This is a genomic window from Micromonospora parva (genome assembly GCF_040649675.1).
Lineage (GTDB): Bacteria > Actinomycetota > Actinomycetes > Mycobacteriales > Micromonosporaceae > Micromonospora > Micromonospora parva.
In genome coordinates this window covers 20,842-38,912 of sequence record NZ_JBEZFX010000019.1, presented here as the reverse complement: position 1 = coordinate 38,912, position 18,071 = coordinate 20,842, and the positions used below count along the sequence as shown (strand labels likewise).

Annotated in this window: 19 protein-coding genes; 10 read left to right on the top strand and 9 right to left on the bottom strand. The window is 71.0% G+C overall.

Annotation, left to right across the window (positions count from 1 at the left end; genetic code table 11):
- Nucleotides 1–19: 19 nt before the first annotated feature.
- Nucleotides 20–187, bottom strand: coding sequence for a DUF3117 domain-containing protein (locus AB0C03_RS31445; RefSeq protein WP_007455245.1), 168 nt, complete (start codon nt 185–187; stop codon nt 20–22).
- A gap of 190 nt (nt 188–377) precedes the next feature.
- On the opposite strand from AB0C03_RS31445, the gene AB0C03_RS31440 reads away from it, so the two are divergent.
- Nucleotides 378–1,196: a PaaX family transcriptional regulator gene (locus tag AB0C03_RS31440; RefSeq protein WP_030329243.1), complete on the top strand. Its 819-nt coding sequence runs from the start codon at nt 378–380 to the stop codon at nt 1,194–1,196.
- A gap of 4 nt (nt 1,197–1,200) precedes the next feature.
- The gene (locus tag AB0C03_RS31435; RefSeq protein ID WP_210866503.1) at nt 1,201–1,992 is read left to right on the top strand and encodes an enoyl-CoA hydratase-related protein; all 792 of its coding nucleotides are present in this window, start codon (nt 1,201–1,203) and stop codon (nt 1,990–1,992) included.
- A gap of 9 nt (nt 1,993–2,001) precedes the next feature.
- Here AB0C03_RS31435 and AB0C03_RS31430 read toward each other — a convergent pair whose 3' ends face one another.
- Both AB0C03_RS31430 and AB0C03_RS31425 read right to left on the bottom strand, forming a co-directional pair.
- Nucleotides 2,002–2,625 (bottom strand): hypothetical protein, encoded by a 624-nt coding sequence (locus tag AB0C03_RS31430; protein ID WP_357640861.1) that lies wholly within the window; start codon nt 2,623–2,625, stop codon nt 2,002–2,004.
- 13 nt (nt 2,626–2,638) lie between these two features.
- A complete protein-coding gene (locus AB0C03_RS31425; RefSeq protein WP_030329248.1) occupies nt 2,639–3,220 on the bottom strand; it encodes a DNA-3-methyladenine glycosylase I in 582 nt (193 codons plus the stop codon).
- Nucleotides 3,221–3,356: 136 nt separating this feature from the next.
- Between AB0C03_RS31425 and AB0C03_RS31420 the strand changes: the two genes are divergently transcribed.
- Nucleotides 3,357–4,253 carry a sterol desaturase family protein gene (locus AB0C03_RS31420; protein WP_036410865.1) on the top strand — a complete coding sequence of 299 codons (897 nt, stop codon included), beginning with the start codon at nt 3,357–3,359 and terminating at the stop codon, nt 4,251–4,253.
- Here AB0C03_RS31420 and AB0C03_RS31415 read toward each other — a convergent pair.
- The gene (locus tag AB0C03_RS31415) at nt 4,198–4,695 is read right to left on the bottom strand and encodes an SRPBCC family protein (protein WP_030329252.1); all 498 of its coding nucleotides are present in this window, start codon (nt 4,693–4,695) and stop codon (nt 4,198–4,200) included. The genes AB0C03_RS31420 and AB0C03_RS31415 overlap by 56 nt on opposite strands.
- Nucleotides 4,692–5,327 carry a DivIVA domain-containing protein gene (locus AB0C03_RS31410; RefSeq protein WP_030329254.1) on the bottom strand — a complete coding sequence of 212 codons (636 nt, stop codon included), beginning with the start codon at nt 5,325–5,327 and terminating at the stop codon, nt 4,692–4,694. Before AB0C03_RS31410 ends, AB0C03_RS31415 begins: the two co-directional genes overlap by 4 nt.
- Nucleotides 5,328–5,483: 156 nt before the next feature.
- Here AB0C03_RS31410 and folP point away from each other — a divergent pair, with 156 nt between their 5' ends.
- On the top strand, nt 5,484–6,353 hold the full coding sequence (folP, locus tag AB0C03_RS31405; RefSeq protein ID WP_030329255.1) for a dihydropteroate synthase: 870 nt from the start codon (nt 5,484–5,486) through the stop codon (nt 6,351–6,353).
- A gap of 67 nt (nt 6,354–6,420) precedes the next feature.
- Here folP and ndhC read toward each other — a convergent pair whose 3' ends face one another.
- Nucleotides 6,421–6,798 (bottom strand): NADH-quinone oxidoreductase subunit A, encoded by a 378-nt coding sequence (gene ndhC, locus AB0C03_RS31400; RefSeq protein ID WP_030329256.1) that lies wholly within the window; start codon nt 6,796–6,798, stop codon nt 6,421–6,423.
- A gap of 131 nt (nt 6,799–6,929) precedes the next feature.
- Between ndhC and AB0C03_RS31395 the strand changes: the two genes are divergently transcribed.
- From AB0C03_RS31395 to AB0C03_RS31385, 3 genes are all read left to right on the top strand, one after another.
- Nucleotides 6,930–8,414: a hypothetical protein gene (locus AB0C03_RS31395; RefSeq protein WP_210857511.1), complete on the top strand. Its 1,485-nt coding sequence runs from the start codon at nt 6,930–6,932 to the stop codon at nt 8,412–8,414.
- 279 nt (nt 8,415–8,693) lie between these two features.
- Nucleotides 8,694–10,541 (top strand): 2-oxoacid:acceptor oxidoreductase subunit alpha, encoded by a 1,848-nt coding sequence (locus tag AB0C03_RS31390; RefSeq protein WP_030329258.1) that lies wholly within the window; start codon nt 8,694–8,696, stop codon nt 10,539–10,541.
- Complete coding sequence (locus AB0C03_RS31385; RefSeq protein WP_030329260.1) at nt 10,534–11,568, top strand: 2-oxoacid:ferredoxin oxidoreductase subunit beta; 1,035 nt, start codon at nt 10,534–10,536, stop codon at nt 11,566–11,568. Before AB0C03_RS31390 ends, AB0C03_RS31385 begins: the two co-directional genes overlap by 8 nt.
- A 75-nt stretch (nt 11,569–11,643) precedes the next feature.
- Here the strand turns inward: AB0C03_RS31385 and AB0C03_RS31380 are convergent, their stop codons facing one another.
- A complete protein-coding gene (locus tag AB0C03_RS31380) occupies nt 11,644–13,401 on the bottom strand; it encodes a trypsin-like serine protease (RefSeq protein ID WP_051708199.1) in 1,758 nt (585 codons plus the stop codon).
- Between the two features lie 467 nt (nt 13,402–13,868).
- Nucleotides 13,869–14,513, bottom strand: coding sequence for an FMN-dependent NADH-azoreductase (locus tag AB0C03_RS31375; protein ID WP_245233536.1), 645 nt, complete (start codon nt 14,511–14,513; stop codon nt 13,869–13,871).
- An 82-nt stretch (nt 14,514–14,595) separates the two neighbouring features.
- Between AB0C03_RS31375 and AB0C03_RS31370 the strand changes: the two genes are divergently transcribed.
- Nucleotides 14,596–15,072, top strand: coding sequence for a MarR family winged helix-turn-helix transcriptional regulator (locus AB0C03_RS31370; protein WP_156057341.1), 477 nt, complete (start codon nt 14,596–14,598; stop codon nt 15,070–15,072).
- Between the two features lie 102 nt (nt 15,073–15,174).
- Here AB0C03_RS31370 and AB0C03_RS31365 read toward each other — a convergent pair whose 3' ends face one another.
- Entirely contained in the window at nt 15,175–16,188 is a 1,014-nt protein-coding gene (locus AB0C03_RS31365) for a potassium channel family protein (protein WP_030329269.1), read from the bottom strand.
- Between the two features lie 166 nt (nt 16,189–16,354).
- On the opposite strand from AB0C03_RS31365, the gene AB0C03_RS31360 reads away from it, so the two are divergent.
- Nucleotides 16,355–16,867, top strand: coding sequence for a SigE family RNA polymerase sigma factor (locus AB0C03_RS31360; protein ID WP_357640852.1), 513 nt, complete (start codon nt 16,355–16,357; stop codon nt 16,865–16,867).
- A gap of 11 nt (nt 16,868–16,878) precedes the next feature.
- Nucleotides 16,879–17,997: a hypothetical protein gene (locus tag AB0C03_RS31355; protein ID WP_357640849.1), complete on the top strand. Its 1,119-nt coding sequence runs from the start codon at nt 16,879–16,881 to the stop codon at nt 17,995–17,997.
- Nucleotides 17,998–18,071: the final 74 nt, after the last annotated feature.

The window sequence follows — 18,071 nt, the reverse complement described above, 5'->3', positions numbered from 1 at the left end:
CGCCCGGAGCACTCCTTACTCAGCCGGCCGCTGCCTTCAGTGCGTCACCGAGCGCGTTGGCCTCGTCGGGAGTCATCTCGACGACGAGCCGGCCACCGCCCTCCAGCGGGACCCGCATGACGATGCCCCGCCCCTCCTTGGTGACTTCCAGCGGACCGTCGCCCGTCCGCGGCTTCATCGCCGCCATGTTGTCTCCCCTCAGACCTACACCAGGGTCGGTGGGTTGCCCCACAGCCACTTCGTCACGACCACCCGCAACGGTCACGGGGGTGTCGACAAACGATTTTCCCTGATGAACACCGCCGGACCCAAACCGGAGCAGCATTGATGTAACAGCATCTAGCTTATCTTGAGAAGGCCTGTCACAATGTGCGGTCATGCAGGCACGGTCGGCACTCTTCGACCTGTACGGCGACCACCTCCGTCCCAGGGGTGGCCGGGCACCGGTTGCTGCCCTGGTCAAGCTGCTGGCGCCGCTGGGAATCGCGCCGCCGGCAGTTCGCACCGCCGTGTCCCGGATGGTGCGCCAGGGTTGGCTCGAGCCACTCCGGTTGGTCTCCGGTCCGGGATATTCGATCACACCGAAAGCCGCCCGGCGACTCGACGAGGCAGCCGCCCGGATCTACCGGACCGGCCGGGTCACCTGGGACGGCCGGTTCGATCTGCTGGTGTTGGAGGCCCCGGGCTCCCGACGTGACCGCCAGCGGCTCGCCGCCAACCTGAGCTTCCTCGGCTACGGGACGCTCGACGAGCAGACCTGGGTCGCCACCCGCCCCGGCGAGGATGTCGACCTGCTCCTCGCCGAGACGGGCATCCGGTTCGAGCGGTTCACCGCCTCGCACTTCTCCGGCACCCCCGGCGCGATGGGCGTGGTCCGGCGAGCGTGGAACCTGACCGAGATCGGCCACGCGTACGAACGGTTCGTCGCGGACCAGCGCCCGCTGCTCGCCCAGATCACCGTGCGCAGCACCGACGAGGAGGCGTACGCGGCGCGGTTCCGCCTCGTGCACGCGTGGCGTACGTTCCTCTTCCAGGATCCGCAGCTGCCCCCGGCGCTGCTGCCCGAGCGGTGGCCTGGCACCGCCGCGGCCAGTTTCTTCGACCGGCACGCGGCCCGCCTGCGGCCGGCCGCCGACCGGTACGTCGAACAGTGCCTCGACGCCGGCAACCGCATCGTCCGACAGAAGGGTCGTTAGACACGTGACCGAGCCGCTGCTGGTCGACCGGACCGACTCCGTCGTCACCCTCACGCTGAACCGGCCGAACGCGATGAACGCGCTCGACGTGGCGCTCAAGGAGGCGCTGCGGGACACGCTGGCGCAGTTGGAGACCGACAGGTCCTGCCGGGCGGTCGTCCTGGCCGGGGCAGGCGGGTCGTTCAGCGCCGGCCAGGACCTGCGCGAGCACGTGTCGACGCTGGAGAACAGCTCCGCCGACCCGCTGGGCACCGTTCGGGCGCACTACAACCCGATCGCCGCCCGGCTCGCCAACCTGCCCAAGCCGGTGATCGCCGCGGTCCGTGGGATGGCCGCCGGAGCGGGCGCGTCGCTGGCGTTCCTGGCCGACATCCGCATCGGTGGTCCGACCACCAGTTTCCTGATGGCCTTCGCCAAGGTCGGTCTGGCCGCCGACACCGGCGCGTCCTGGACGTTGCCCCGGCTGGTCGGGCACGCCAAGGCGGTGGAGCTGCTGATGCTGGCCGAACCGGTCCGCGCCGAGGAGGCCTGCCGGTTGGGTCTGCTCAACCGGTTGACCGACGACGACGAGCAGGTGCTGCCCGTCGCCCAGGAACTGGCCGCCCGCCTCGCCGCCGGCCCGACCGTCGCGTACGGGGCGATCAAGCGGCAACTCTCCATCGCCGATGCCGGCACTCTCGCCGACGCCCTCGCCGCCGAGGCGCAGGCCCAGTCGATCTGCGGTGCCACGGCCGACCACCGAGCGGCCACGCTCGCGTTCGTCGCCAAGCAGAAGCCGGTCTTCGAGGGACGCTGACCCGCCCCGCTAGTCGTCCTCCTCCGGGTCCTGGTTGGCCTGCTCGCCCAGCACGAACGCCTGCATGGCCAGCTCGTCACCGGCCGGCGAGACGAAGGCGGGCAGCTCACGCGGCCCCAGCTCCTGCACGTAGGACCAGAACAGTCGGACCGCCTCGGCGGGCGTGTCGGCCTCGATCGGCAGGTCGAGGCTGACCAGCCAGGTGCGCCGCGCCGGGGGCGGGCCGAGCTGGTCGGTCAGCGCCCGGAAGGCCGCCGGCTCCAGTGCGGTGACCGGCCCGTCGAGGGTCAGCAGGTCGGCCGGCACCGGCTCGTCGAAGGCCCGTCGGGTGTACGCGACGACGAGCGTCCCCGGCTCGCTCGGCGACTGCGGGTCGTCCGGGTCCTCGCGGTGGCGTTGACCCGGCGCGGTGACCCGACCGAGGGCCACCAGCCGGGGCGGCGCGTCGACAAGCACCGCCACCTGGTCTCCCAGCCCCGGCCGGACGGCGTCGGTCAGCCCGGTCAACTCCAGCGTGTCGTGGTGCACGAGCCGCTCGGCGTCGTACCGCTCGGCGGGCAGCAGCACGGCCCAGGTGCCCACCCCGTCGGCGTTGCCGGCCGCACCGGCCCGGTACGCGGTCTCGGTCGTCATGTCTGCCATCTCATCACGCCGTCGGTGCGACGGTGACGTGACAGCCGACGATGTGATCGTCGACCATTCCGGTGGCCTGCATCAGTGCGTACGCGGTGGTGGGGCCGACGAACCGGAAGCCGCGCTTCTTGAGCGCCTTGGCCATCGCCGTCGACTCCGGGGTGATCGGTGCGAGCTCGGCGAACGAGGCCGGGCGGGCCGGGCGGGGCTCCGGCGCGAAGGACCAGAGCAGCGCGGACAAGCCCTCGGGCAGCTCCAGGGCGGCGCGGGCGTTGGCGATCGCCGCCTCGATCTTGGCTCGGTTGCGGACGATGCCGGCGTCGGCGAGCAGCCGGGTCACGTCGGCGTCGCCGTAGCCGGCGACGCTCGGGAGGTGGAACTCGTCGAAGGCCAGCCGGAACGCCGGACGCTTGCGCAGGATGGTCAGCCAGGACAACCCGGACTGGAACGCCTCCAGCGTCATCCGCTCGTAGAGCGCGTCGTCGCCGTGCAGCGGTCGCCCCCACTCGGTGTCGTGGTAGACGGCGTAGTCGGGGGTGCTCGACCCCCAGGCGCAGCGGGCCAGCCCATCAGCGCCGATCACCAGGTCAGTCACCTCGTACACGCTAGGGCATCGGTCCGACACCCCATTGCCACCGGCCGTCCGGCTGCCTATCGTGCTTGTTACCGACCGGTAGGTCGAGGTCACCCGACGGTGCGCCCCCGACCGGTGACGGCGAGCGGAGGCCACGGTGAAGGAATTCCCGGACATCATCGCCTGGTCGATCCCGGCCTTCGTGCTGCTCATCGTGCTGGAACGGGTCTCCTACCTGCTGCACCGCGACGACGACGAGGTCGGCTACGGCGGCGCCGACACCGCCACCAGCCTGACCATGGGGCTGGGCAGCCTCGTCGCCGACCTGCTCTGGAAGGTGCCGATCGCCGCCGCGTACGCGCTGCTCTACGCACTCACCCCGCTGCGGGTCGCCGAACTCTGGTGGACCTGGCCGCTGGTTCTGCTCGCGCAGGACTTCTGCTACTACTGGTCGCACCGCAGCCACCACGTGATCCGCATCCTCTGGGCCTCCCACGTGGTGCACCACTCGTCGCAGCGGTTCAACCTCTCCACCGCACTGCGCCAGCCGTGGACCGGCCTCACCAGCTGGGTGTTCTACCTGCCGCTGATCGTGGTCGGCGTCCACCCGGCCGTTGTCGCGTTCTGCGGCTCGGTCAACCTGCTCTACCAGTTCTGGATCCACACCGAACGGATCGACAAGATGCCGCGCTGGTACGAGGCGGTGTTCAACACCCCGTCGCACCACCGGGTGCACCACGCGTCACAGGGCAGCTACCTGGACCGCAACTTCGGCGGCATCCTCATCGTCTGGGACCGGCTCTTCGGGTCGTTCGCCCCGGAACGGGAGCGCTGCGTGTACGGCCTGACCAAGAACGTCGGCAGCTACAACCCGGTCCGGGTGGCCTTCCACGAGTACGCCTCGATCGCCCGCGACCTGCGCGCCGCGGCGAGCTGGCGGCAGCGCGCCGGGTATCTCTTCCGGGCCCCGGGCTGGCAACCGGCACCGGGCCGCACAGTCAGGGCAGCCGGCCCTGCTCGACCAGACGGGCAAACCTCTTCAGTGCCTGGGTGAGGCCGAGCTTGGAGCCGGGCCAGAGCACCGGCCAGGCCAGTCGACCGGCCCGCCCGCCCGGCAGGTGGAACCACTCGTGCCAGACGACCTGGGTGCGGTCCCGGCCCAGCTGGGTGCAGCGCAGCACCCCCGGGCCACGCAGCAGCTGGCCGTGGTGCACCACGCCGATCTCGTACGGCTCGTCGACCCGGACCACCCGCATCTCGTCGCGCAACGTCGCCCGGCCGAGCGCGGTCACCGCCTCGATCCGGCTGCCCTCACGCCCGTCGCCCTCGACCACCCGGACCCGGGTGAACGGGATCCAGTCCGACTGCCGTTCCCAGGCGAGCAACGCGGCGAAGACCCGCTCCGCCGGGGCGTCCACGATCACCGTGGCGGTCACCTCGCCGGCACCCGGCTGGGCCGCCTCCCGAAGATCGTCAGCGCCCGCCGGGTCGGTCACGCCGACTCCGACCGAACCACCGCGTCGCGCTGCTCGGTGCCGTCGGCGGACGCGGCGGCGGTCTGCCCACGATCGGCCGACTCGTCGACGGCGGGCGCCACCCCGTCGGAGTCCGCCGCGGACGAGGTGGCGGCGGGCACCGGACCGGGGGCCGTCGAGCCGACCGGGGCCGAGCCGGCCTCGGCGGTCAGCGGCGCGTCCTTACCCGGCTCGGCGGTCTCACCGGGCTCGGCAGCCTCGGTCGGCTCTGCCGCGTCGGCGGTCGCCACCTTGCTGGTGGACTGTTCGCGGGCCTGGCGCAGCGCGTCCGCGTCGTCGGTGCGTCCCTCACGCAACGCGATGACCTCCGACTCCAGTACGCCGATCAGCTCGGACTTGTAACCGATGTCGTAGGCGGCACGGCGCATCGCCTGATCGACCTGGTCCATCCGGTACCCGCGCAGCCCGGTGTCGAAACGGACCGCCCCCACGTCGGATTCGCGTAACGGGCGAGTGCCGGGCAGCGCCACGGCCTGCGAATCCGGCTCGGCCGGCACCAGGCCGGGATCACGGCCGCTGACCAGCACCGTCACGCCGAAAATCACCGCCGCGACGGTCAACGCCACGACCAGGAGGAGCAGAAGCTGACCCATGTACTGATCGTGGCATGGCAGCCGGCCCGGAGCGACCCCGCCACCCGCCTCGATCACGATCGACGCCGCCGCCCGCCCGGAATCGCGCACGGGCGACCGACTAGCGTCGGGACCGGCCGACGCGGCGGCGACGGCGCGAACTTCCAGGAGGCGGACATGGCCGGGGCGCTTCGGCTCGGTGGGCACACGTTCGCCCCCGGCGAGCTGGTGGTGATGGCGATCATCAACCGCACGCCGGACTCGTTCTTCGATCGAGGGGCCACCTACGCCGCCGACAGCGCGCTCCGCGCCGTGGAGCGGGCGGTGGACGAGGGCGCGGCCATCATCGACATCGGCGGGGTCAAGGCCGGCCCCGGCGCGGAGGTGGGCGTCGCCGAGGAGATCCGGCGCACGGTGGACACCATCGCCGCCGTCCGGGCCGCGTTTCCGCAGGTGGTCATCTCCATCGACACCTGGCGTGCCGAGGTGGCGACGGAGGCCGTGGCGGCCGGCGCCGACCTGCTCAACGACACCTGGTCGGGCGCCGACCCGGCCCTGGTGCGGGTGGCCGCGCGGACCGGCGCCGGCCTGGTCTGTTCGCACGCCGGCGGCCTGACGCCGCGGACCAGGCCGCACCGGGCCGCCTTCACCGACGTGGTCGCCGACGTGGTCGCGACGGTGACCGGGCTCGCCGAGCGCGCGGTGGCGGCAGGGGTACGCCCCGACGGCATTCTCATCGACCCGGCGCACGACTTCGGCAAGAACACCCGGCACTCGTTGGAGATCACCCGTCGGCTGGACGAGCTGACCGGGACCGACTGGCCGGTGCTGGTGGCGCTCTCCAACAAGGACTTCATCGGCGAGACGTTGGGTCTGCCGGTGGCCGAACGGCTGGAGGGGACGCTCGCCGCGACGGCGGTCTCGGCCTGGCTGGGCGCCCGGGTCTTCCGGGCCCACCAGGTCGGCCCGACCCGCCGGGTGCTGGACATGGTGGCCTCGATCCGGGGCGACCGCCCGCCCACCGCGACCCGCCGAGGGCTCGCCTGACCGGTTGTCGCCGTAACCGACCTCGTTCGGGCGGACGGGCCGACACGATCGCCGGAGGCCGGTGCGCTCAGGTCCAGCGGAGGATGTTCCTACGCCAGGCGTAGAGGATGCCCAGCGCGAGCACCGCCACGAACACCGCCATCTCGACCACCGTCACCAGGCCGAAGCCCGGCCGGTCGAAGACCACCGCCCAGGGGAAGAGGAACACCGCCTCGACCGCGAACAGCACGTACAGGTAGGCGTACACGTAGTAGCGGATCTGCATCTGCGCCCAGTCGGCGCCGACCGGATCGAGCCCGCACTCGTAGCTGGCCCGCTTGCCCGGCGGGTCGGCCGGACGCGTCGGGCGTAACACCCGGTTGGCGGAGAACGCCGTAACGAAGAAGAGGACGCTGGCGAGCAACAGCAGCCCGAGCGTCGCGTACGAGCCCAGGTATCCGGTCACAGTCGGCAGCCTACCGCCCGCCCCGGACGCGCTGTCCCCAACACGTTACGGATTTGTTTCCGGATGGGACTAGTGCACTGTGGCAACTGTTACCGAATATTGGACACCCCACCCACGGCACCGGAGGACAGATGGCCCGCGTGAAGGCACCGCCCGGCAAACGGGCGGAGGGGCGGCGCCGCACGCCAGTGCTGGCGCTCGCGCTCGGCCTGTTCGCGGCGCTCGCCCTGGGACCTGCCGGCGCCAGTGCGGCCACACCGGATACGGAACCGGTCCTCAGCTCGGCCGGCCCGGTCAACGAGCCGGGAGACGGGCCCCCGACCACGCCGGCGCAGGAGCCCACCCCGACCGAGGATCCGGGCGGTGAACCGGGGCCGACCGAGCCGGCCCCGGAGACCACCGCGCCACCACCGGAGACGACGCCACCAGCACCGGTGACCACCGCGCCGGAGGTCCCGCCGGTGCCGACCACCGTCGCGCCCGCGCCGGGCGGCACCACCCGACCGCCCAGCCCGGCTCCCCCGGTGCCGCCGACACCTGTGGCCCCGCCAACGCCGCCGGCTCCCGCGACACCCCCGGCTCCGCCGGTCCACCCGTCCGCGCCGGGTTCGGCGGCACCACCGCGGAGCCCGCTGGGCGTGCAGGTCACCACCGGTGACGTCACCCTCGGCGAGGCGTACTGGAACGCGGCGCGCACGGCGGCCACCCTGCAGGTCACCGTGCGGAACACGGGTACCACCACGCAACGGATCCGGCTCTCGTACACGCTGCCCGTCGGGCTGAGCGACGCCGGCACCAAGGGCTGCGTCGCCGCCGGTGGTGGCGCGTACCGCTGCGGGGCCTGGACGGCGGAGGCGGGCGTCCGGTTCAGCACGGTGCTGCGCCTGCGGGTCGCCGGCACGGCGTGGAAGCAGATGCCGCTCAGCGGCTCCGTCCGGGTCATCGCGGACGCACCGGGAGTCGCCGGCGAGGCGACCGACGACCAGGGCTTCGCGGTGCTCTTCCCACCCGGTCCGCCGGTGCCCGGGATCGCGCTCGCCGCCGACGAGGTGGCCTTCGACATCAGCGGCAGCCCCGGCACCCTCACGCTCCGGCTGGGCAACACCGGCACGGTGGACGCCGCCGGACGGGTCGAGGTCGTCCTGCCGGCCGGGGTGACGGTGCCGACCCCGCCGTCCGGTTGTGTGGCGGTCGACCCGTCGCGTACCCGCTGTGACGCCGGGATGGTGCTGGCCGGCACGACCGCCGAGGTGCGGCTGCCGGTGGAGGCGACACCGCAGGCCCAGCGGGAGGCTCCGCTGTCCGGTGCCGTGATCGGTCAACTCGATCCTCGCAGCGGCCCGACCCGTCGGGTGCAGATGAGCTTCCGGATCACCGCGGCGGCCGCCCTGGCCACGCCGGTGGTCTCCCCTCCCGCACCGACCGGCTCGCAGGGCGTCCTGCCGGCCGGCGCCGCGAGCGGAGACGGCGGGTTGACCTCGGTGCAGCGCACCGCTGTCATCCTGATCGTGGTCTCCACGCTGTTGGTGGTGCTGGCCCTCACGCTGGCCATGACCTCGCTGCGCCGCCGGTTCGGCGGCCCGCCGCCCGAGCCCGCCACCAACCCCGCCGACTGATCGACGGACGACCCCGGCCCCGCCCGGCCGGGGTCATCGACGCGTCCGGGGGTGATCTGAATTACGGCGGGCGGGACGTAATACCGCAAAGGCGGGCATTTTTCACCACCGTCTGGTCCCAGTCGGCGGACCTCCGGCGATAGTTAGGGCTCCCTTAGACGTAGGCTCTCAGGTGAGGAACGACAGCGGCCGGACCAGCCTGGGGCGGTGCGGTGAAGCGTTGCGTCAAGGAGGTTCCGTGGCCGGGCAAGCCCCGCAGTCGCGAACGAAGGTGGCACAGTGACCAAGCAGATCCGTCAACTCGACCGGGTCGTCATCCGGTTCGCCGGCGACTCCGGCGACGGCATGCAGCTGACCGGCGACCGGTTCACCTCGGAGACGGCGCAGCTCGGCAACGACATCTCCACGCTGCCAAACTTCCCCGCCGAGATCCGGGCTCCCGCCGGGACCCTGCCGGGTGTGTCGAGCTTCCAGGTGCACTTCGCCGACTACGACATCCTCACGCCGGGTGACGCGCCCAACGTGCTGGTGGCGATGAACCCGGCGGCGCTCAAGGCCAACCTGGCCGACCTGCCGCGCGGCGCGGACATCATCGTCAACACCGACGAGTTCACCAAGCGCAACCTCGCCAAGGTCGGCTACCAGACCAGCCCGCTGGACGACGACTCGCTGGCCGGCTACGTCGTGCACCCGGTGGCGCTGACCTCGATGACTGTCGGCGCGCTCGCCGCCCACCAGGTGTCCAAGAAGGACGCCGAGCGGTCGAAGAACATGTTCGCGCTCGGCCTGCTCTCGTGGATGTACTCCCGGCCCTTCGAGTCGACCCTGCGCTTCCTGGAGCGCAAGTTCGCGGCCCGTCCGGAGCTGGTCGCCGCGAACGTCGCCGCCTTCAAGGCCGGCTGGAACTTCGGCGAGACCACCGAGGACTTCGCGGTCCGCTACGAGGTCAAGCCGGCGAAGATGCAGCCGGGCACGTACCGCAACATCACCGGCAACGCGGCACTCTCGCTGGGGCTGGTCGCCGCCGGGGTCCGCTCCGGGCTGCCGGTCTTCCTGGGCGCGTACCCGATCACGCCCGCGTCGGACATCCTGCACGAGCTGAGCAAGCACAAGCGCTTCGGTGTCCTCACCATGCAGGCCGAGGACGAGATCGCCGCGGTCGGCGCCGCACTGGGCGCCTCCTACGGCGGGTCGCTCGGCGTGACCACCACCAGCGGCCCCGGTGTGGCGCTCAAGAGCGAGACGATCTCGCTCGCGGTGGCGCTGGAGCTGCCGCTGGTGATCGTCGACGTGCAGCGCGCCGGCCCGTCGACAGGCATGCCGACCAAGACCGAGCAGGCCGACCTCAACATGGCGCTCTACGGTCGGCACGGTGAGGCGCCGATCGCGGTGATCGCGCCCCGCTCACCGTCGGACTGCTTCTTCGCGGCGCTGGAAGCGGCCCGGATCGCGCTCACCTACCGCACCCCGGTGATCCTGCTGTCCGACAACTACGTCGCCAACGGCTCCGAGCCCTGGCTGCTGCCCGACGTGGAGTCGCTGCCCGACCTGCGGGTCGAGTTCGCCACCAAGCCCAACGGCGAGGACGGCACCACCTTCCTGCCCTACCTGCGTGACCCGGAGACCCTGGCCCGGCCGTGGGCGATCCCCGGCACGGCGGGCCTGGAGCACCGGATCGGCGGTCTGGAGAAGGCCGACAAGACCGGGGACATCTCCTACGACCCGGCCAACCACGACTTCATGGTGCGCACCCGGGCCGCCCGGATCGAGACGATCCCGGTGCCGGACATCGAGGTGGAGGACCCGGACGGCGACGCCCGGGTGCTGGTCCTCGGCTGGGGCTCGACGTACGGGCCGATCGGCGCGGCGTGCCGCGGCGTGCGCCAGCGCGGTCTCTCCATCGCCCAGGCGCACCTGCGGCACCTGGCACCGATGCCGGCCAACCTCGGCGAGGTGCTGCGCTCGTACGACAAGGTGGTCATCCCGGAGATGAACCTGGGCCAGCTCGCCCACGTCATCCGGGCCCGCTACCTGGTCGACGCGATCAGCTACAACCAGGTCCGCGGCCTTCCGTTCACGGCCGCCGAGCTGGAGACGACGCTGGAAGAGGTGCTGAAGAATGTCTGAGCCCGTCGCCGTCAAGCTCACCGCGAAGGACTTCAAGTCCGACCAGGAGGTGCGCTGGTGCCCCGGCTGCGGTGACTACGCGATCCTGGCGGCCATCCAGCAGTTCATGCCGGAGCTGAACATCCCCCGGGAACGCACCGTCTTCGTCTCCGGGATCGGCTGCTCGTCGCGCTTCCCGTACTACATGAACACGTACGGGATGCACTCGATCCACGGTCGGGCCCCGGCGATCGCGACCGGCCTGTCGGTGTCCCGGCCGGACCTGTCGGTCTGGGTGGTCACCGGCGACGGCGACGCGCTCTCCATCGGCGGCAACCACCTGATCCACGCGCTGCGGCGCAACGTCAACCTCAAGATCCTGCTGTTCAACAACCGGATCTACGGTCTGACCAAGGGTCAGTATTCTCCGACGTCCGAGGTCGGCAAGATCACCAAGTCCACGCCGGCCGGCTCGGCGGACGCCCCGTTCAACCCGCTCTCGCTCGCCCTCGGCGCGGAGGCCAGCTTCGTCGGCCGGACCATCGACTCCGACCGCAAGCACCTGCAGTCGGTGCTGCGGGCCGCCGCGGAACACGAGGGCTCGGCCTTCGTGGAGATCTACCAGAACTGCAACATCTTCAACGATGGGGCGTTCGACCAGCTGAAGGACCCGTCCACCCGGGACGACTACCTGATCCGCCTGGAGCACGGGCAGCCGATCACCTTCGGTGCCGACGGGCGGTTCTGCGTGGTGCACCCGCCGGGCGGTTTCGGCCTCGAGGTTCGGGACACCAGCTCGGTGCGCCCGGAGGAGATCGTCGTGCACGACGCGACGGTGACCGACCCGGCGTACGCCTTCGCGCTGTCCCGGCTGCCCGGCCTGGACCTGCGCAACACCCCGATCGGGGTGTTCCGCTCGGTGGACCGGCCGTCCTACGACAGCGTGGTGCAGGGTCAGCTGGCGGCCGCCAAGGCGACTGTCACCGAGACCCCCGAGCAGCAGCTCGCCGGTCTGCTGGGCAGCGGCGACACCTGGACGATCGTCTGATCGTGCGACAACGGGAAGGGCCCGCAACCGGTTGGTTGCGGGCCCTTCCGTTTCGTTACCGCTGGAACAACCGGATCAGAAGACCAGGTTGAAGGCGCCCCAGCCGGTGCCGACGACCTTGCCGCTCGAGTCGATCCACTGGCCGTAGCCGTTGGTCGTGTAGAGCCGCATGTCGCCCTTGCTGTTGACGCCCAGCATGTCCATCATGTTGTCGCCGCTCCAGTCGCCCGGAACCATGATGTTCTTGAAGCCCTGCCAACCGCTGCCGATCTTGGTGCCGAGCGGGTTGGTCCAGCCGCCCTTGCTGTCGGACTGGTACATCTTCAGGTCACCGGTCGAGGTGCGACCGATCAGCACCTCACGCCCGTCGCCCTTCCAGGCCCCGGGGGTGAGGAACAGGTTGAAGCCGTTCCAACCGTTGCCGATCTTGGTGCCGAGCGGGTTCTCCCAACCGCCCGCACCATTGCTGGTGTAGCGGATCAGGTCACCGTTGGACTTGCGCACCAGCAGGCTCGGCCGGTTGTTGCCCAGCCAGTTGTTCGTCACCATGAGCGCGGTGAAGCCCTGCCAACCGGTGCCGACCTTCTTGGCGCCTCCGACGAAGTTGCCCTTGCCATCGGTGTTGTAGAGGAACAGCTCACCGTTGGGCTTCATCGCCATGATGGAGGGCTTCTTGTCGCCGTTCCAGTTGTAGACCCGGAAGACGCGGCTGTAGATGTTCCAGCCCGTGCCGATCTGGCGAGCCATGTAGAAGCCGCCGTACCCGTTGTTGGAGAAGCCACTGCCGTAGTACAACCCCAGGTTGCCGGCGGAGTCGCGGGCGAGCAGGTCGGTGTGACCGTCGCCGGACCAGTCCGCGTTGACCAGCGCCGGACGGGTCAGGTCCGCCTTGATCGAGTTGTTGTAGTAGCTCAACCGCTCGTAGTAGCCGGGCGAGGAACCACACGGCTCGAAGCCCCAGTCGGTGATGCCGACCTGGACCCCGTTGACGAGCAGCGGACCGCCCGAGTCGCCAGCGCAGGTGTCGCTGCTGGGGGCGGCCTTGGTGCCCGAGCCGGCGCAGATCATCCGGTTGGCAAAGTAGAGCCCGTCGGCGTTGCAGTCCGCATCGGACCGCATCGCAACGGTCGCCTTGCGCAGCCGACTGTCCGGCTGCTGCTCACCCGACGTGGTGATGCCGTAGCCCGCGATCTGGGCCGAGGTGCCGGCCGCGTACGGCTTCTGGTCGCCCTGGGCGCTCAGCGACACCGCGGTATACGCGCTGGGCAGGTTCTGCTTCAGCGTGAGGACCGAGACGTCGTCGACGATCGGCGCGTTGGGGTCGTTGTACTGCTGGGCGATGTTCCAGCCCGGGTGGGTCCAGGTTGAACTGACCTCGGCGACGTACCCGCTGCCACCGACGATCTGGCCATTGCTGTCGACCAGCCGGTCGTTGCCGGCGATGACCCGAGTGGTGCCGGGACCGTCGGCGGTGCAGTGCGCGGCGGTCAGCACCTTGTTACGGGCGATGATCGTGCCGGTGCACCAGTACCAGTAGAAGTCCGGGCCGTCCTGGAGGGTGGTGACGATACCCACGATGTACGGAAACTCGGAGGCACTGGCCAGGGTCCCCTGGAAGACCTTGGGAGAGGCACCCGTGCCGGACTGGAAGGCCCGGCCCTGGGCGCCCGGCTTGGGAAGCGTGAGCTTCCCCTTGTGCAGGTTCGGCAGCTTGCTCAACCGGTCCGGTCGCGAGCTGCTCGCCGCGTCGTAGACGCCGCCGCCGGTGGGGGCGGCCTGAGCACTGGTCGTGGGTGCCACGGCCGCCACGCCCGTGAGGGCGAGGCCCGCCACGACACCGGCGTACCACCGCCGTCGGGCTCCTGCGGATGTTGCCACTTCAGCCACTGATTGCTTCCCGTCGTTCGATTAACGAGGCACTCGGAGCTGCCCGGGATGACCTGCGGGGGACGCGACGGGTGAACGACGAAACACACATGGGCGAATCCGCCCGAACTGAAGATTTTCCCCGTCGTGCCTGCGCCAACGACGCTGCGCCGACACGTCCCGGCAGCGACACCCATTGACAGCTCTAAGCCGGGACACCGTAGCAAGGGTTCGGTCAGGAAGCTGCCCGGTAAGGGGTTTTCTCCATGATCCGAAACCGGACCGCGACGAAACCGATGGGGTCAGGGCAGCCACGACTCATCCGGACGGGTTGCGGCCCTCAGCCACCCGGTGCACAGAACTGGATGTCCCGGGCCGGAGGGTGGCCGTCCGGTGTGGACCGCCACCCTCCGCTGCGACGAGGCAACCGACAGTCAGCGGGCGGCACCGGCCGGTGGCCAGAGATTGTCGATCTCCTTCTCGGCCTGCGCGAGGCTCGCCTCGTGCAGCGGGATCAGCTCGGCCATCGCCGGCACCGACGGCGCCAGGGTCAGCTCGGCACTGATGAAGCGCGGCCGCAGGCCGGTCAGCGACAGGCCGTGCGGGAGCCACGGCTCCGCGTGGTCCCAGCCGTTGCGCGGGGCTCCCTCGCCGTATCCGCCACCTCGGCTGGCGAGCACCACGAACTCGCGGTCACCGAGCAGACCCTCCTGTGTCGTCGGGTCGTACGCCAGCCCAGGAACGATCAGGTGGTCGACCCAGGACTTGACGCTGCTGGGCGCGCCGTAGTTGTAGAGCGGCAGCCCGAGCAGCACCACGTCGGCCTGCTTCACCTCGTCGACCAACCGCTCGCTGAGCTCCCAGGACTCGCGCTGGGCCGGCGTGTGCTGATCCGGCGGCGTCATCCGGGCCAGCCCGCCGGCCGCGTCCAGGTGCGGGAGCGGGTCGGCGCCCAGATCCCGGTAGGCCACGGTGCCGCCCGGGTGGGCCGCACGCCATGCGTCGACCGCGCGGGCGGTGAGCCGCCGACTGACGGACCAGTCACCTCGGATGCTCGAATCAATATGCAGCAGGTGCATTATTCCTCCTCCAGGAATCGTCTGCGAAGCACCAACTATTTATAGCAAGCCGATGTTCCGTCAGCTCGGTAGACTGGGTCACATGTCCGCCCAGCCGCTCGACTCCTCGGAGCACCGCTCGGGCGCCCTCCTGGACCACCTGGCCCGGCGGATACGACTGCGGTCGGAGTCGGTGCTGGCGCCGCTGGGGCTACGCCCCCGGCACCTGGTCGCGCTCACCGTGCTGCGGGCCGGCGGCGGCACCGGTCAACAGGCGCTCGCCGCCACCCTCGAGATGGACAGCACCAACATCGTCGGGCTGCTCAACGACCTCGAAGCGAAGCAGCTGATCGAGCGCCGACGCTCCCCCGAGGACCGCCGCCGACACGTGGTCGAACTCACCGAAGATGGGGCAAAACGCCTCAGCGAGGCCGAATGCGCCCTGGCCGGCGCCGAGGACGAGGTGCTGGGCGCGCTGAATCCCGTCGAGCGGGAGACGCTCTACGAGTTGCTCAACCGGGCCGCCACCGGCACGGTCAACTGCGCCGAGGTGATCTGCGGCACCGACGACCCCCGCTGACGCTGCGCCCCTGCTGACGGTGCCGCACCTCAGCGGCGCGGCTGTCCAGCAGCGGTCACGCCGACGGCGGGGCGGTCACACCGGCCAACAGCGGTGCCAGGATCAGGCGGTAGTGGCCGACTGCGGGCGGTCGTCGCGTACGTGCACCAGCATGTCGCCGGTCTCGATCACCGCTCCGGCCCGGTCGGCCAGGGTGACCACCTTGCCCCGCCGCACCAGGGCGATCACCAGCGATTCCAGCTCACGCGGTGAACGGCCCACCTCGTCCCGCTCGGCGGAACGCATCGCCAGCGCCATGCCCTGGCCGGGGGTGAGCAGGTCCTCCACCACGTCGATCAGCGGCGGCGCCGAGGTGGACAGGCCGAGCAGCCGGCCCGCCGTGGCCGAGGAGACGATCACGTGGTGCGCACCGCTCTGCTTGAGCAGCGGGGCGTTCTCCGCCTCCCGGGCCGCCGCGATGATCCGGACCTGCCCGGCGGTGAGCTGCCGTACCGTCAGCGCGACCAGCACCGACGCGTCGTCGCTGTCGGTCGCGATGATCACGGCCTTGGCGCTCTTGACGTGTGCCTCGTTCAGCACCGACGACCGGGTCGCCGAGCCCTCGATCGCCACCAGCCCGGCGGAGGTGGCCTGCCGCAGGGCGGCGGCGCTGCGCTCCACCACCACGATCCGCGAGCGGTCCAGACCGTTCTCCATCAGCGCGGAGACCGCGCTGCGCCCCTTGGTGCCGTAGCCGCAGATGATGACGTGGTCCTTCACGGCTCTCCTCCACCGCGACAGGCGACGGCCGGTCCGGTACTGCTCGGTCAGAACTTCCAGGGTGGTACCGACCAGGATGATAAGGAAGATCACTCGGGCCGGGGTGATGAAGAGGACGTTGACCAGCCGGGCCGACGGCGCAGCCGGGGTGATGTCCCCGTAGCCGGTGGTCGAGAGCGACACCACCGCGTAGTAGAAGCAGTCCAGGAGGGTGAGGCCGTCCTCATTGACATCGCGGTAGCCGTCCCGGCCGAGGTAGACCGCGGCGACCACAGCGAAGACCAGGCCCAGGGCGGCGGCGAGCCGGAGGCTCAGCGCGCTCAGCGGGCCCCGACGCTGCGCGGGAAAATGGATCACCGTCGAACCTGCTCCCCCGCCGTCGCCTGCACGCCCACAACATAGCGGGTACACCGGCGCCCGCACGTCGGGGTCGCAGCGGACAACCTGCGGCCCGCCCGCACCCGACTACCGGACGACAACGACGACCCGGTGCAGGCCGGCAGACGGAGGGGGCGCGACCCTCGTGACGACGAGCGGCGGACGGCGAACCGAGGCCGACGACGAATACACCGAGTACGTCCGGTCCCGGATGGCGCAGTGGCGACGCACCGCCTACCTGATGTGCGGGGACTGGGACCGGGGCGACGACATCCTGCAACGGGTGCTCACCGAGCTGTACCGAAACTGGCCCGAGGCCCGCCAGGCCGACCACCTGGACGCGCTGGTGCGCACCATGCTGCTGCGGCGGCTGATCGACGAACGGCGGTTGCGGTGGGCGCGGGTCCGCCTCGGCGGCGCGCTGCCCGACGCGTCCACCGCTTTTCCCGACCCGAGCGACCGGATCACGGTGGTGGGCGCGCTGCGCCAGGTACCGCCACGGCAACGCGCGGTGCTGGTGCTGCGGTACTTCCAGGACCTCAGCGTCGAGGAGACCGCCCAGGCCATGGGCTGCTCGACGGGGACGGTGAAGAGCCAGACCGCCAAGGGCCTGGCCACCCTGCGCACCCTGCTCACCCCCACCCTGACCGGCAACTGAGAGGAGCGACGATGCTCGACGAACGCCACATTGGCGACCTGATGCTGACCGAGATCGAATCGGCCGAGCGGCCGTCGGAGGTGCTGGACGTGCGGCGGGCGATGCGCACCGCACGGCGGCAACGCCGCCTCGCCCACGGAGCCGGCGCCGCGCTGCTGGCGGTGGCGCTGACCGTCGGCGGGCTCACCGTCCCCGACCTGCTGACCCCGGACCGGTCGCCGGCCCCCGCACCGGTGGGCACCGCGGCCGGCGAGGGCCGGACCGGGCTACCGGCCGCGCTCACCACGGTCGACCCCCAGCGGGCGTACGTCCGGTTCGGCTGGCTGCCGGACGGGCTGCGGAATCTCCAGTACCAGGCCGGACTGCTGCTCTCCGGTCCGGGCGTGTACCTCAGCGCGTCCAACGCCCCCGGCAGTGGCCAGTGGAAGGGCGTCGCTGTCACCCTCTATCCGAAGGGGCTGCAACCTCCGGCCCCACAGCGGGACAGCGGCGAACCGGCACAGCCCGGCAAGACCACGCCCGGCCCGGAACTGAACGGCGGCACCAGCACCTTCGCCTCCTACAGCGGGGCCGAGCAGCCGGAGGCGATCCTGCGCTGGCGGTACGCCCCGGACGGCTGGGCACAGCTCAAGGTGGTGGGCGTGGGAGCCGACGTCCGGAGCACCGCGGCCCAGGTGGCCAGGGCGCTGCGGTTCGGCGACGAGCCGACCCCGATGCCGGCCTCGGTGGCGGGTGTACCCGAATCGCTACAGGTGATCACGGTCGACGTGCAGGAGTCGCTGGACGAGCCGAACGACTGGTACGCGTCGACCACCTGGGCACCACGGTCGAGCACCGGCGATCCTGGCCAGCAGCGGGCTCGCACGATGACGGTGAGCGTCTCCCGCTACCGCAACATCACCGATCCCACCGACAACAGGTACGTCGAACCGAACACCACCGTCGCCGGACACCCGGCACGGTTCGGCGGACAGAACGGCAACGAGTCGCTGACCGTCTACGACGTGAACGGGGCGAACGTGACGATCGACGACAGTGCCCTGCTGCCCACCGGCGGCACCAGGGCACTGTTCCCGACGGTCACGCTGGTGCCCGAGCCGGCCAGCTGGCGCACCCACCTGGGTCGGTGACGTGTCGGGCCCGCGCCGTGCGGCGGCGCGGGCCCGCACGGGCAACCGTCGGGTCCGGCAGCGGGCATGATGGG

Bases quoted from the DNA above. Each gene is read 5' to 3' on its own strand.
- AB0C03_RS31445 (WP_007455245.1), bottom strand. From the start codon at position 187: ATGGCGGCGATGAAGCCGCGGACGGGCGACGGTCCGCTGGAAGTCACC.
- AB0C03_RS31440 (WP_030329243.1), top strand. From the start codon at position 378: ATGCAGGCACGGTCGGCACTCTTCGACCTGTACGGCGACCACCTCCGT.
- AB0C03_RS31430 (WP_357640861.1), bottom strand. From the start codon at position 2,625: ATGACGACCGAGACCGCGTACCGGGCCGGTGCGGCCGGCAACGCCGAC.
- AB0C03_RS31410 (WP_030329254.1), bottom strand. From the start codon at position 5,327: ATGGGTCAGCTTCTGCTCCTCCTGGTCGTGGCGTTGACCGTCGCGGCG.
- folP (WP_030329255.1), top strand. From the start codon at position 5,484: ATGGCCGGGGCGCTTCGGCTCGGTGGGCACACGTTCGCCCCCGGCGAG.
- AB0C03_RS31395 (WP_210857511.1), top strand. From the start codon at position 6,930: ATGGCCCGCGTGAAGGCACCGCCCGGCAAACGGGCGGAGGGGCGGCGC.
- AB0C03_RS31385 (WP_030329260.1), top strand. From the start codon at position 10,534: ATGTCTGAGCCCGTCGCCGTCAAGCTCACCGCGAAGGACTTCAAGTCC.
- AB0C03_RS31375 (WP_245233536.1), bottom strand. From the start codon at position 14,513: ATGCACCTGCTGCATATTGATTCGAGCATCCGAGGTGACTGGTCCGTC.
- AB0C03_RS31370 (WP_156057341.1), top strand. From the start codon at position 14,596: ATGTCCGCCCAGCCGCTCGACTCCTCGGAGCACCGCTCGGGCGCCCTC.
- AB0C03_RS31355 (WP_357640849.1), top strand. From the start codon at position 16,879: ATGCTCGACGAACGCCACATTGGCGACCTGATGCTGACCGAGATCGAA.